Here is a 13,771-nt window from a genome sequence, read left to right as displayed (position 1 = left end):
GGACGCGCTCTTCCCCTGAGCCGGGGCTCAGCCGCGGGGCGCGTCTTCCTCCTCCAGCCAGCCCATGGTCGCCTTCACGGCCTTGAGCCACTGCCGGTACTCGCTGTCGCGCTGCGCGGGGTCCATCCGCGGGGTCCATTCCGCGGCCCGCCGCCAGTTCTCCCGCAGCGCGTCGGTGTCCGGCCAGAAGCCGATGGCCAGGCCCGCGGCGTAGGCCGCGCCCAGGCAGGTGGTCTCGGCGACCATCGGGCGCACCACGGGCACGTCCAGGAAGTCGGACAGCGTCTGCATGAGCAGGTTGTTGGCGGTCATGCCGCCGTCGACCTTGAGGGTGCTGACCTCGGTGCCGGAGTCCTTGAGCATCGCGTCGGCGATCTCCCGGGTCTGCCACGCGGTCGCCTCCAGCACCGCGCGGGCCAGGTGCGCCTTGGTGACGTAGCGCGTGAGCCCGGCGATCACGCCGCGCGCGTCCGAGCGCCAGTAGGGGGCGAAGAGGCCGGAGAAGGCCGGTACGAAGTACGCGCCGCCGTTGTCCTCCACCGTCGCGGCGAGCGTCTCGATCTCGGCGGCGGTGCCGATGAGGCCCATCTGGTCGCGCATCCACTGCACGAGCGAGCCGGTCACCGCGATGGAGCCCTCCAGCGCGTAGACGGGCCTGGCGTCCCCGATCCGGTAGCCGACCGTGGTGATGAGCCCGGCGTAGGAGTTGACCGGGGTCTCGCCGGTGTTCATCAGCATGAAGGTGCCGGTGCCGTAGGTGGACTTCGCCTCGCCCTCGGCGAAGCACGTCTGGCCGAAGAGCGCGGCCTGCTGGTCGCCCAGCGCGGAGGCCACGGGCACCGCGTTCAGGCCGCCGACGTCCGTGCTGCCGTAGACCTCCGAGGACGAGCGGATCTCGGGCAGCACCGCGGTCGGCACGCCGATCGAGGCGCAGATCTTCTCGTCCCACTGGAGCGTCTTGAGGTCCATCAGCAGGGTCCGGGACGCGTTGGTGACGTCCGTGACGTGCCTGCCGCCGTCGACGCCGCCGGTGAGGTTCCAGATGACCCAGGAGTCCATGGTGCCGAAGAGGATCTCCCCGGCCTCGGCGCGCTCCCGCAGGCCGTCGACGTGGTCCAGCAGCCAGCGCACCTTGGGCCCTGCGAAGTACGAGGCGAGCGGCAGACCGGTCTGCCGCCGGAAGCGGTCCTGGCCGACGTTGCGGCCCAGCTCGCGGCACAGCGCGTCGGTGCGGGTGTCCTGCCAGACGATCGCGTTGTGCACCGGCTCGCCGGTGTTCTTGTCCCACAGCAGCGTCGTCTCGCGCTGGTTGGTGATGCCGATCGCCTTGACGTCCGACGGGGTGAACCCGGGCACGTCCTCCCCGGCCTTGCGCAGCGCCCCGGCGACGACCTCCTGGACGTTGGCCCAGATCTCGGCGGCGTCGTGCTCGACCCAGCCGGGCTTGGGGAGGATCTGCTCGTGCTCCTTCTGGTCGACGGCGACGATCCGCCCCTCGCGGTCGAAGACGATGCAGCGGCTGGACGTGGTGCCCTGGTCGATCGCGGCGATGTACGGTCCCGTACCGCCGGCGGGCGTGTCGGTCATGGTGTCCTCCTCGTCGAGGTTCGGGGCTCAGGGCTCGGGGACTGCGGGCGTGCGTCCGGTGACACGCCCACCGTCTATGTGAACGCGAGCTGGTACAACCCGCCCGCGATGGCGGCCCCGGCCAGCGGGCCGACCACCGGGATCCAGGCGTAGCCCCAGTCCGAGCCGCCCTTGCCGCGCAGCGGCAGCAGGGCGTGCACGATCCGCGGCCCCAGATCGCGCGCCGGGTTGATCGCGTAGCCGGTCGGCCCGCCCAGCGACAGGCCGATGCCGACCACGATCAGGGCCGTGAGCAGGATGCCCATTCCATTCTCCGCCAGACCGTCGGTCATGCCCTGCGTGAGGACGAAGAGCACCAGGACGAAGGTCGCGACGATCTCCGTCAGCAGATTCTGCACGGTGTTGCGGATCTCCGGCCCGGTGGAGAAGACGCCCAGCACCGGTCCGCCGGGGCCGGCGGGCCCGGCGGGCGGGGAGTCGGGGCCGTCGGGGGCGCCCGTTCCCGCCAGGTGGGCGGAGAACTGCCCGAGGTAGGCCACCCACACGAGGAAGGCGCCGATCACGGCGCCCACGAGCTGCCCGAGGAGGTAGTACGGCACCTTCGACCACTGGCCGGTCTTGATGGCTATGCCGAGGGTGACCGCGGGGTTGAGGTGGCCGCCGGAGTAGCCGTTGGCGATGTAGGCGCCGCCCAGCACGGCGAACCCCCAGCCGAAGGTGATCGCCAGCCAGCCCGCGTCCCTGGCCTTGGACCGTTTGAGTGTCACGGCGGCGCAGACGCCGCACCCGAGCAGGATCAGTACCGCGGTCCCGAAGATCTCGCCGGTGACGATATGACCGTTGGACACAGCGACCCCCTTGTCGCGAATGTGTTCGATATCTGGACACCTGGTCGATCGGAGGACGGGAGTCTCCCCATTGATCTGTACCGGTCAAACATTCGCCCTGGTCGGGAGCCCGTGCGCGCCCCCGTGCGGCGGCCGACCGGGGGACGCGGGGTGCGGACCACCCGTCCGCCCCTCGGAATGCCGTCCCGGGTCCGCGGCCCGGAAGGCTACGCTGGCGAGGTGCGTGGTCCGCCCCCGCGGGGGACGGACCGGTGCATAGCCGACAGCCGTCGCATCCCAGGGAGCAGTTCCATGGCCTCGCCGTCCCCTTCGTCCGCCGCGAGCAACGCCCGCGCCGCCGCCCTCCGTGAGGCGCTCGCCTCCCGCATCGTCGTCGCAGACGGTGCCATGGGCACGATGCTCCAGGCCCAGGAGCCGACCCTCGACGACTTCCAGCAGCTCGAAGGCTGCAACGAGGTCCTCAACATCACCCGCCCCGACATCGTGCGCTCGGTGCACGAGGAGTACTTCGCGGCCGGCGTGGACTGCGTCGAGACCAACACCTTCGGCGCCAACGCCACCGCCATGGCCGAGTACGACATCGAGGACCGCATCTTCGAGCTCGCCGAGGCGGGCGCCCGGCTCGCCCGCGAGGTCGCCGACGGCTTCTCCGCGGACGGCCGGCAGCGCTGGGTGCTCGGCTCCATCGGACCGGGCACCAAGCTGCCCAGCCTCGGTCACACGACCTACCGCCACCTGCGCGACGGCTACCACGCCAACGCCGCCGGCCTCGTCGCCGGCGGCGCCGACGCGCTCGTCGTCGAGACGATGCAGGACCTGCTCCAGGTCAAGGCCGCGCTGGTCGGCTCCCGGAGGGCGATGGCCGAGGCGGGCGTGGACCTGCCGATCATCTGCTCGGTCGCCGTCGAGACCACCGGCACCATGCTGCTCGGCTCCGAGATCGGCGCCGCCCTCACCGCCCTGGAACCGCTCGGCATCGATCTGATCGGCCTGAACTGCTCCACCGGCCCCGCCGAGATGAGCGAGCACCTGCGCTACCTCTCCCGGCACTCCCGCATCCCGCTGACGTGCATGCCCAACGCCGGCCTGCCCGTCCTCACCAAGGACGGCGCGCACTACCCGCTCGGCCCCGCCGAGCTGGCCGACGCGCACGAGACCTTCGCCGCCGAGTACGGCCTGTCGCTCGTCGGCGGCTGCTGCGGTACCACGCCCGAGCACCTGCGCCAGCTCGTCGACCGCATCGGCGGCCACGACCTGACCCCTCGCTCGCCCCGCCCGGAACCCGGCGCGTCCTCGCTCTACCAGACCGTGCCCTTCCGCCAGGACACCTCGTACCTGGCGATCGGCGAGCGCACCAACGCCAACGGCTCGAAGAAGTTCCGCGAGGCGATGCTGGAGGGCCGCTGGGAGGACTGCGTCGAGATGGCGCGCGACCAGATCCGGGAGGGCGCCCACCTGCTGGACCTGTGCGTGGACTACGTCGGCCGGGACGGCGTCGCCGACATGGCCGAGCTCGCCGGGCGCTTCGCGACCGCCTCCACGCTGCCGATCGTGCTGGACTCCACCGAGGTCGACGTGCTGCGCGCGGGCCTGGAGAAGCTGGGCGGCCGGGCGGTGCTGAACTCCGTCAACTACGAGGACGGCGACGGCCCCGAGTCGCGCTTCGCGAAGGTCACCGCGCTCGCCGTCGAGCACGGCGCCGCCCTCATCGCCCTCACCATCGACGAGGAGGGCCAGGCCAGGACCGCCGAGAAGAAGGTCGAGATCGCCGAGCGGCTGATCGCCGACCTCACCGGCAACTGGGGCATCCGCGAGTCCGACATCCTCGTCGACTGCCTGACCTTCACCATCTGCACCGGCCAGGAGGAGTCCCGCAAGGACGGCGCCGCGACGATCGAGGGCATCCGCGAGCTCAAGCGCCGCCACCCCGAGGTGCAGACCACCCTGGGCCTGTCCAACATCTCCTTCGGCCTCAACCCCGCCGCCCGCGTGGTGCTCAACTCCGTCTTCCTCGACGAGTGCGTCAAGGCGGGCCTGGACTCCGCGATCGTGCACGCCTCCAAGATCGTGCCCATCGCCCGTATCCCCGAGGAGCAGCGGCAGGCCGCCTACGACCTGGTCTGGGACAACCGCCGCGAGGGCTACGACCCGCTGCAGAGGCTCATGGAGCTGTTCGAGGGCGTCGACGCCAGGTCCGTGAAGGCGGGCAAGGCCGAGGAGCTGGCGGCGCTGCCGCTGGACGAGCGGCTCCAGCGGCGCATCGTGGACGGCGAGAAGAACGGCCTGACCGACGACCTGGACGCCGCGCTCGCCGAGCGCCCCGCCCTGGACATCGTCAACGACACCCTGCTGGCCGGCATGAAGACCGTGGGCGAGCTGTTCGGCTCCGGCCAGATGCAGCTGCCGTTCGTCCTCCAGTCCGCCGAGGTCATGAAGACGGCGGTGGCCTACCTCGAACCGCACATGGAGAAGAGCGACGACGGCGGCGGCAAGGGCACCATCGTGCTCGCCACCGTGCGCGGCGACGTGCACGACATCGGCAAGAACCTGGTCGACATCATCCTGTCCAACAACGGCTACAACGTCGTCAACCTGGGCATCAAGCAGCCGGTCTCGGCGATCCTCGACGCCGCCCAGGAGCACCGCGCCGACGTCATCGGCATGTCCGGCCTGCTGGTGAAGTCCACCGTGGTGATGAAGGAGAACCTGGAGGAGCTCAACCAGCGCGGCCTGGCCGCCGAATACCCCGTCATCCTCGGCGGCGCCGCCCTGACCAGGGCCTACGTCGAGCAGGACCTGCACGAGGTGTACCTCGGGGAGGTCCGCTACGCCCGGGACGCCTTCGAGGGGCTGCGGCTGATGGACGCGCTGATCGGCGTCAAGCGCGGGGTGCCGGGCGCGGCGCTGCCCGAGCTCAAGCAGCGCCGGGTGCCGATCCGGCCGCAGGACGAGCAGGACGCGCAGGAGGCCGGCGACGAGTCGCGCGGACCGGTGCGCTCGGACGTCGCGGTGGACAACCCGGTGCCCGAGCCGCCGTTCTGGGGCAGCCGGGTGGTCAAGGGCATCCCGCTGGCGGACTACGCCTCGTGGCTGGACGAGGGCGCGCTCTTCAAGGGCCAGTGGGGCCTGAAGCAGTCGCGCGCGTCGGGGCCGTCGTACGAGGAGCTGGTGGAGAGCGAGGGGCGGCCGCGGCTGCGCGGGCTGCTGACGCGGCTGCAGTCCGAAGGGCTGCTGGAGGCCGCGGTGGTCTACGGCTACTACCCGTGCGTGTCCAAGGGCGACGACCTGATCGTGCTGCACGAGGACGGCAGCGAGCGCACCCGCTTCACCTTCCCGCGGCAGCGCCGCGGCCGGCGGCTGTGCCTGGCCGACTTCTTCCGGCCCGAGGAGTCCGGCGAGACCGACGTCGTGGGCTTCCAGGTGGTCACCATGGGCAGCAGGATCTCCGAGGCCGCCAACGAGCTGTTCGCCTCCGACTCCTACCGCGACTACCTGGAGCTGCACGGCCTGTCGGTGCAGCTCGCCGAGGCCCTCGCCGAGTACTGGCACGCACGGGTGCGCGCGGAGCTGGGCTTCGCGGGGGAGGACCCGGGCGAGATGACGGACATGTTCGCGCTGAAGTACCGCGGCGCGCGCTTCTCGCTCGGCTACGGCGCCTGCCCCGACCTGGAGGACCGGGCGAAGATCGCGGCCCTGCTGGAGCCGGAGCGGATCGGCGTGAAGCTCTCGGAGGAGTTCCAGCTGCACCCGGAGCAGTCCACCGACGCGATCGTGATCCACCACCCGGAGGCCAAGTACTTCAACGCCCGCTGAGGCCCCTCACGCGCCCCCGTGGGGCTCCTGCCCGCCCCGGTTGTCACCCGGACGCCGCACGGCCGTTACCCGCCCGTCAGGCGTGCCCGGGGGCGGCCACGTAGACTGGTGGGTCCGGCGAAGGCCGGTCGTCCTCCCGCACCGCGGGACGCGGCGACCGGCCTTCGTGTCCCCCGGACGGGGCGCTCCGGACCCGGCCCGGGGCCGGTCCCGGGCCCGGATCCGCACCTCGGCCGAGGAGTGAGCCCATGACCAGCAGCATCCCCGTCACGGCCACCCGCCCGGCGTACGGCCAGGAGCTCCAGGCCGTGCTGCTGGACATGGACGGCACCCTCGTGGACACCGAGGGCATCTGGTGGGCGGCCGAGACAGGTGTGTTCGCGGACCTGGGACACGTGCTGGACGAGGTGCACAAGTCGGTCGTGGTGGGCGGCCCGATGGCGCGCAGCGTCGGCCACCTCATGGAGGTCACGGGCACCACCGCGACGCTCGCCGAGCTGATGGTCGCGATCGACACCCGCTTCGAGGAGCTGATCGAGCAGCGCGGTGCCCCGCTGATGCCGGGTGCCCGGCGGCTGCTGACGGAGCTCGCGGCGCACGGGGTGCCCACCGCGCTGGTGTCCGCCTCGCACCGGCGCACGATCGACGCCATGCTGCGCACCCTGGGCGCCGAGAACTTCGCCTTCACCCTCGCGGGGGACGAGATCGGCCGGACCAAGCCCCACCCCGACCCGTACCTGACGGCGGCCCGGCGACTGGGCGCGGACCCGGCGCACTGCGTGGTGGTCGAGGACACCGTGACGGGCGTGGCGTCGGGTGAGGCCGCGGGCTGCCACGTGGTCGCGGTGCCGTCGCTCGTGCCGATCACGGCCGCCCCCCGGCGCACCGTGGTGGGCTCCCTCGGCCAGGTGGACGTGCCGTTCCTGAGGTCCCTGATCGGGGGCTCGGCGGCGGCCGATGTGAATATGGATCTTCACCGAGGGTGACGGCTGAATAGCGTCTCACGAAGTGGAATCCGGGCAGTGTGATGATTGTCACACGACGCCCCATCGACAGCTGCTGGTGCACCTGGGTGAGATTTCACTTATCGGTTTCTTGCCCGGGTGATATGACCCTTTTGTCGCTCCAGCACTCGATAGCCCCGACGTTCGCATATCGGTGGTGAACGTCCTGTTACCGGTATGTAATGTCCCCTCAATCACTCCGTGTCCCGGTGGGCGACGGCCACCCCGCTAATGTCCAGGGCGGTCGATGCCGACTCAACCGACCGGCATGTGAGCAAGGGGATTCACTGGATGTCACGAAACAAGCGTGTCGTCGCCGCAGCCGCCGTGGCCTTCCTGGCCATCGGCGCCTCTGCGTGCGGTGGCAAGAAGGATAATTCGTCCGGCAGCAGCAGCGGCGGTGGCAACGGTGGCGGCAAGGGTGCCGTGATCGTCGGCACCACCGACTCGGTGTCCTCGCTGGACCCCGCGGGAGCGTACGACTACGGCTCCTGGGAGATCATCGACAGCGTCTACCAGAAGGTCATGCACTTCCCGACCGGCGCCACCACCCCGGCCCCGGACGCGGCGAAGAGCTGCTCCTTCACCGACCCCAAGACGTACGCCTGCCAGATGCAGCCCGGCCTGGTGTTCTCCAACGGCGACCCGCTCACCGCGGCCTCCGTGAAGTTCACCTTCGACCGGATGCTGAAGATCGCCGCTCCCAACGGTCCCTCCAGCCTGCTGGCCAACCTCGACAGCACCACCGTCACCGGGACCGACCAGGTCACCTTCCACCTGAAGAACCCCGACTCGACCTTCCCCTCGGTGCTCGCCACCGACGCGGGCGCGATCGTCGACGAGAAGCTCTTCCCCGCGGACAAGCTGCTCGACGGTTCGAAGATCGTCGGCTCCGGTCCGTACACCCTGGACAAGTACACCGCCAAGCAGCAGGCGTCGCTGAAGGCCAACCCGAAGTACAAGGGTGACGCCAAGCTCAACAACGGCCAGGTCGTGCTGCAGTACTTCTCCGAGGCCTCCGCGCTCAAGCAGGCCGTCAAGGACGGCACCGTGACCGCCGCCTTCCGCAGCCTGTCGCCCACCGACACCGAGGACCTGAAGAAGACCTCCGGCGTCCAGGTGCTGGAGGGCACCGGCACCGAGAAGCGCTACATGGTCTTCGACGCCAAGGTGAAGCCCGCCGACCAGAAGGCCGTGCGGCAGGCCGTCGCGCAGGTCATCGACCGCGCCGGCATCGCCAAGGAGGCCTACAACGACACCGTGGCGCCGCTCTACTCGATGGTCGGCAACGGCATCGAGGGCCACACCGAGGCCTTCAAGGACAAGTACGGCACCCCCGACACCGCCAAGGCCAAGGCGCTGCTCGACGCCGCCGGCATCAAGACCCCGGTGAACCTCGCCTACGCCTGGACGCCCACCCACTACGGCGCCGCGTCCGCCGACGAGGCCACCGCGATCAAGCGGCAGCTGGACGCCACCGGCCTGTTCAAGGTCACCCTGAGCTCCACCGAGTGGCAGCAGTACCAGAAGGACGAGAAGTCCGACACGTACGCCTCGTACATGATCGGCTGGTACCCGGACCTGCCGGACCCCGACAACGACGTCGCGCCGTTCCTGACCAAGGAGCCCTTCCTGGGCACCGGCTACCTCAACCCGCAGATCCTGGACCTGCTGAGCAAGGAGCAGGGCACGGACGACAAGGCCGTCCGCGACAAGGCCTTCGCCGACATCCAGAAGATCGTGGCGGAGGACGTCCCGATCATCCCGCTGTGGCAGGGCAAGCAGACCGTCGTGATCCGCGACGGCGTCACCGGCGCCGACAAGGCGCTCGACCCGACGATGTTCCGGTTCTACGAACTCGGCACGAAGTGAGCGGTGGCCGGCCCGCGGGGGAGTGACCCCCGCGGGCCGGCCCGGCCCGCGGCGCCCGCGCCGCGCATCCCGTCGTCCCCGGTCCGGGCCACTCCGGACAGCCACCGGAAAGTCACCGCATGAGCAACACGAGCAACCAGTCGGGCTCGCTGCGCCGCTACATCCTCACCCGGATCGCACTCGCCGTGCCCATGGTGCTGATCCTGCTGATCCTGGTCTTCGTGATGATGCGGGTGGCGCCCGGCGATCCCATCTCGTCGTCGCAGGGCGGCAAGCTGAACGCCACCGAACTCGCCGCACGGCGGCACGCGGCCGGCTTCGACGCCCCCCTCTACCAGCAGTTCTGGGACTACCTGAAGTCGGTCGTCACCCTGAACTTCGGCACCACCTTCTCCGACCGCCGCAGCGTGCGCGACATCATCATCGAGAACGGCGGCGCCACCCTCACCCTGACCGCGGGCGCCCTCGTTTTCGCCGCCGTCATCGGCATCCCCGTCGGACTGCTCGCCGGCCGCTACCGGGACAGCGCGGTGGACGTGGTCAGCCGGATGGTCAGCATCATCAGCTACGCCTCCCCGGTCTTCGTCACCGCGCCGCTGCTCATGCTCGCCTTCGGCACGACCTCCGGCCAGGCCTCGCCGCTCGTCCAGCTCAACGTGCCGACCCAGACCCACATCCTGGTTCTCGACGCGGCCCTGAACGGCGACTGGGACGCGGTCCAGGACATCCTCCAGCACCTGCTGCTGCCCTCCGTCGCCCTCGGCCTGCTCATCCTCGGCGTCTTCATCCGGATGATCCGCATCAACCTCATCCAGTCGCTGCAGGGCGACTACATCGAGGCGGCCCGCGCCCGCGGCGTCCGGGAGCGGCACGTCGTCGCCCGGCACGGCTTCCGCAACGCGCTCGTGCCGGTCATCACCGTGCTCGGCCTCCAGGTCGCCATGCTGCTGAGCGGCGCGGTGCTCACCGAGCGGATCTTCAACTGGCCCGGCATCGGCCGGCAGCTGATCGACTACATCAACCAGCGCGACTACGTCGCCGTCCAGGGCATCGTCACCGTCTTCGCCCTGGCCGTCGTCGTGATCAGCCTGCTGATCGACTTCGTCAACGCGCTGATCGACCCGAGGGTGCGCTACTGATGGCCACGACGACTCTCCCCACCGGGCCGATCGAGCCCGCCGAGCCGGGCCCCTCCGGCACCCCCGCCCCCGGCGGCACCCGCTTCGGCGGGCTGCGCCGGATCACCACCGCGGTCCGCGAGGCCCACGGCGTACCCAAGTTCATGCTGTGGGCCGGCGCCGTCATCTCGCTGCTGTTCGTGCTCACCGCGGTCTTCGCGCCGCTCATCGCGCCGTACAGCTTCGACACCTACCGCGACGGCGGCAAGAACTTCCCCAAGCAGGGCGCACCCGACGGCGACCACTGGTTCGGCACCACCGTGCAGAGCCTGGACGTGCTCTCCCGCACCGTCTACGGCGCCCGCACCGCCCTGGAGGTGATGGTCCTCGCGGTCGTCTTCTCGCTCATCCTCGGCGTGCTGCTGGGCCTGCTGTCGGGCTACTTCGGCGGCTGGCTGGACCGCATCCTGGTCCTGGTCATGGACGCCCTCTTCGCCTTCCCGTACCTGCTGCTGGCGATCGTGGCCGGCTTCGTCTTCTCCGGGGTCTCCGGCGGCGGCGTGGTCACCGCGGCCCTGTCCATCACGGTGGTCTACATCCCGCAGTACTACCGGGTGGTGCGCGCCTCGGCGCTGTCCGCCCGCGAGGCCACCTTCGTCGAGGCGGCGCGCGCCATGGGCGCCAAGCCCTCGGTGGTGATCCGCAAGTACCTCTTCGGCAACGTCATCCAGTCGGTGCCCGTCATCACCACCATGAACGCCGCCGACGGCATCGGCACCCTGGCCGGGCTCGGCTTCCTGGGCCTGGGCATCCAGCCCACCCAGGCCGCCGAGTGGGGCTACGACCTGGAGCGCGCGATCGACGACGTCAACGCCGGCATGTGGTGGACCTGCCTCTACCCGGGCCTGGCCATGGTCATCGCGATCCTCGGCTTCACCCTCCTCGGCGAAGGCCTCAACGACGTGCTCAACCCGACCATGCGCCGCCGCAGGATCCGCAAGGTACTGCTCCCCGCCCACACCAGGCGCCGTACCGTCACGGCTCCCGAACTGCCCGACGCGTCCGAAGGCGAGGCCGTCAAGTGACCGAACCCGTCCTGTCCGTCCGCGACCTGCGCGTCTGGTACGGCACCGACCGCGGCGCGGTGCGCGCCGTGGACGGCGTCAGCTTCGACGTGCGGCCCGGCGAGACCCTCGGCCTGGTCGGCGAGTCCGGCTGCGGCAAGTCCACCCTCGGCCGCGGCGTGCTCGGCCTGACGCCGAGCGCCGCCGCCGTCGACGGCGAGGTGGTGCTGCGCAGCGCCGGCGCCGCCGGCCGCAACCTCGTCGGCCTGCCGGCCAAGGAGCTGCAGAAGCTGCGCGGCCCCGAACTCGGCCTGATCTTCCAGGAGCCGATGACCCGGCTCAACCCGCTCATGCGGATCTCCCAGCACTTCGAGGAGGCGCTGCGCGCCCACCACAAGGGCATGCCCAAGAAGGAGATCAGGGCCCGCGCGCTGGAGGCGCTGCGCGGCATGGGCATCCCGGAGAGCCGCTACGCCAGCTACCCGCACGAGTTCTCCGGCGGCATGCGGCAGCGCATCATGATCGCCCTCGCGCTCGTGCTGCGGCCCGCGTTCATCGTCGCCGACGAGCCGACCACCGCGCTCGACGTGCTGGTCGAGGCGCAGATCATCAAGATCCTCGCCGACCTGCGGAAGAACTTCGACACGTCGCTCGTCCTGATCACCCACAACCTCGGCATCGTCGCCGAGGCCTGCGACCGGGTCGCGGTGATGTACGCCGGGCACATCGTCGAGCAGGGCGACGCCCGGGAGGTCTTCGCCCACCCGCAGCACCCGTACACCAAGGAGCTGCTGCGCTCCACCATCTCGCTGGCCACCACCGGGCTGCACTTCATCCCGGGCAGCCCGCCGGACCTGGTGGAGCCGCCGCAGGGCTGCCGCTTCCACCCCCGCTGCCCGGTCGCGATGCGCGGCTGCGCCGAGGTCGAGCCGCCCGAGGTACTGCTGCCCAGCGGGGTCACCAGCGCGTGCTGGCACCAGGCGCTGGACGTCGCGCCCGAACTCGCGGACGAGCTGGGACCGGACGGGCGCGAAGCGCTCCACGCCGTAGAGGAGATCAGCGTTGCTGACGAAGCCTGACATCGAGCCGGCCGGCGACGGCGCCCCCGGCGAGGCCGGCGAGCCGCTGGTCGAGGCGTCCGGCCTGGAAGTGCACTTCGGCCTGCGCGGCCGGCTGCTGGGCCGCCTCTCCGGGCAGCCCGCGGGCGGCGCCGTACGCGCCGTCGACGGCATCGACCTGCGGCTGCGCAAGGGCGAGGTGCTGGGCCTGGTCGGCGAGTCCGGCTCCGGCAAGACCACCCTGGGCCGCACCCTGATCGGCCTGACCAGGGCCACCGGCGGGTCCGTCCGCTACCGCGGGCAGGACATCACCGGGCTGGGCGAGCGGCAGCTGCGCCCGCTGCGCCGCCGCCTCCAGATGGTCTTCCAGGACCCGCACGCCTCGCTCAACCCGGCGATGGACATCCGCACGGCGGTCGGCCACCCGCTGCGCATCCACAACCTCGTCTCCAGCGACGCCGAGTACGAGGCCCGCGTCGTGGACGCGCTGGAGAGGGTCGGCCTGACCCCGCCCGAGCGCTACCTCGGCAAGTTCCCCGGTGACCTGTCCGGCGGCCAGAAGCAGCGCGCGGTGCTCGCCCGGGCGATCATCGCCGAGCCCGAACTGCTCGTGGCCGACGAGCCGATCTCGATGCTGGACATGAGCGTCCGCGCCAAGATCCTCCAGCTGATGCTGGACCTCAAGCGCGACCTGGACCTCACGTACGTCTACGTCACGCACGACCTGGCCAGCGCGAAGTTCTTCTGCGACACCATCGCGATCATGTACCTCGGCCGGATCGTGGAGTACGGGCCGACCGCGGACGTCTTCGCCAACCCGCAGCACCCCTACACCGAGGCGCTGCTCGCCGCGATCCCCGAGCCCGACCCCGAGCGGGCCGTTCCGCGCGAACTGCCGCGCGGAGAGATCCCGGACGCCGCCCGGCCGCCCATGGGCTGCTCCTTCCACCCGCGCTGCCCGGTGGCCGTCGCCGGCTGCGGCTGGGAGGCCCGCGACCTGCGCACGCTGCTGGAGAGCCGCTGGCTGGAGCTGGCCCCGGAGGCCGCCGAGCGCGAGCGGGCCCTGTTCGCCGACGTCGAGGCGCTCGCCGAGCCGGGCCGGGGCACGGCCGTGATCCAGCCCGGCCGCGGGCACACCGCGGACGAGGTCCTGGACTTCCTGCGGACGCTGCGCGACGAGGACGGCGCCGAGGACCGGCCGCACGAGCCGCTCTGGCGCGGTGTCGCGGACCTGCGCAGCGAGAACGGCCGGGCCGTCGTCGAGTTCGCCGCCGCCCGCGACCCGCGGCTGGCGCTGGTCGCCGGCACGGACGTCCAAGTTGCCTGCCACCTGCGGGAATCCGCCGGCTGACGGTCAGCGCGACCGCGGCCGGAACCGCACAGCACAACGAATAGGGTGAACCACGC

At 71.0% G+C, this 13,771-nt stretch carries 9 protein-coding genes; 7 read left to right on the top strand and 2 right to left on the bottom strand.

Annotated elements, in window-relative coordinates:
• Nucleotides 1–27: 27 nt before the first annotated feature.
• Together glpK and ACH4SE_RS08835 are read right to left on the bottom strand one after the other, a co-directional pair.
• Nucleotides 28–1,587, bottom strand: coding sequence for a glycerol kinase GlpK (gene glpK, locus ACH4SE_RS08840; RefSeq protein WP_398542601.1), 1,560 nt, complete (start codon nucleotides 1,585–1,587; stop codon nucleotides 28–30).
• Between the two features lie 74 nt (nucleotides 1,588–1,661).
• Nucleotides 1,662–2,435 carry an MIP/aquaporin family protein gene (locus ACH4SE_RS08835; protein WP_398542600.1) on the bottom strand — a complete coding sequence of 258 codons (774 nt, stop codon included), beginning with the start codon at nucleotides 2,433–2,435 and terminating at the stop codon, nucleotides 1,662–1,664.
• 291 nt (nucleotides 2,436–2,726) lie between these two features.
• Here ACH4SE_RS08835 and metH point away from each other — a divergent pair, with 291 nt between their 5' ends.
• From metH to ACH4SE_RS08800, 7 genes are all read left to right on the top strand, one after another.
• Nucleotides 2,727–6,248: a methionine synthase gene (gene metH, locus ACH4SE_RS08830; RefSeq protein WP_398542599.1), complete on the top strand. Its 3,522-nt coding sequence runs from the start codon at nucleotides 2,727–2,729 to the stop codon at nucleotides 6,246–6,248.
• 248 nt (nucleotides 6,249–6,496) lie between these two features.
• Nucleotides 6,497–7,234, top strand: coding sequence for an HAD family hydrolase (locus ACH4SE_RS08825; protein WP_398542598.1), 738 nt, complete (start codon nucleotides 6,497–6,499; stop codon nucleotides 7,232–7,234).
• A gap of 309 nt (nucleotides 7,235–7,543) precedes the next feature.
• Nucleotides 7,544–9,124, top strand: coding sequence for an ABC transporter substrate-binding protein (locus ACH4SE_RS08820; protein ID WP_398542597.1), 1,581 nt, complete (start codon nucleotides 7,544–7,546; stop codon nucleotides 9,122–9,124).
• A gap of 119 nt (nucleotides 9,125–9,243) precedes the next feature.
• Nucleotides 9,244–10,263 carry an ABC transporter permease gene (locus tag ACH4SE_RS08815; protein WP_398542596.1) on the top strand — a complete coding sequence of 340 codons (1,020 nt, stop codon included), beginning with the start codon at nucleotides 9,244–9,246 and terminating at the stop codon, nucleotides 10,261–10,263.
• A complete protein-coding gene (locus ACH4SE_RS08810) occupies nucleotides 10,263–11,327 on the top strand; it encodes an ABC transporter permease (RefSeq protein ID WP_398542595.1) in 1,065 nt (354 codons plus the stop codon). Before ACH4SE_RS08815 ends, ACH4SE_RS08810 begins: the two co-directional genes overlap by 1 nt.
• On the top strand, nucleotides 11,324–12,385 hold the full coding sequence (locus ACH4SE_RS08805; protein ID WP_398542594.1) for an ABC transporter ATP-binding protein: 1,062 nt from the start codon (nucleotides 11,324–11,326) through the stop codon (nucleotides 12,383–12,385). Before ACH4SE_RS08810 ends, ACH4SE_RS08805 begins: the two co-directional genes overlap by 4 nt.
• Nucleotides 12,369–13,715, top strand: a complete 1,347-nt coding sequence (locus tag ACH4SE_RS08800) for an ABC transporter ATP-binding protein (protein WP_398542593.1) — start codon at nucleotides 12,369–12,371, stop codon at nucleotides 13,713–13,715. The genes ACH4SE_RS08805 and ACH4SE_RS08800 overlap by 17 nt, the downstream gene beginning before the upstream one ends.
• Nucleotides 13,716–13,771: the final 56 nt, after the last annotated feature.

This window comes from Streptomyces sp. NPDC020983 (assembly GCF_044333485.1).
GTDB lineage: Bacteria > Actinomycetota > Actinomycetes > Streptomycetales > Streptomycetaceae > Actinacidiphila.
The sequence above is the reverse complement of the archived record's forward strand: the minus strand, read 5'-3'. Positions and strand labels throughout refer to the sequence as shown.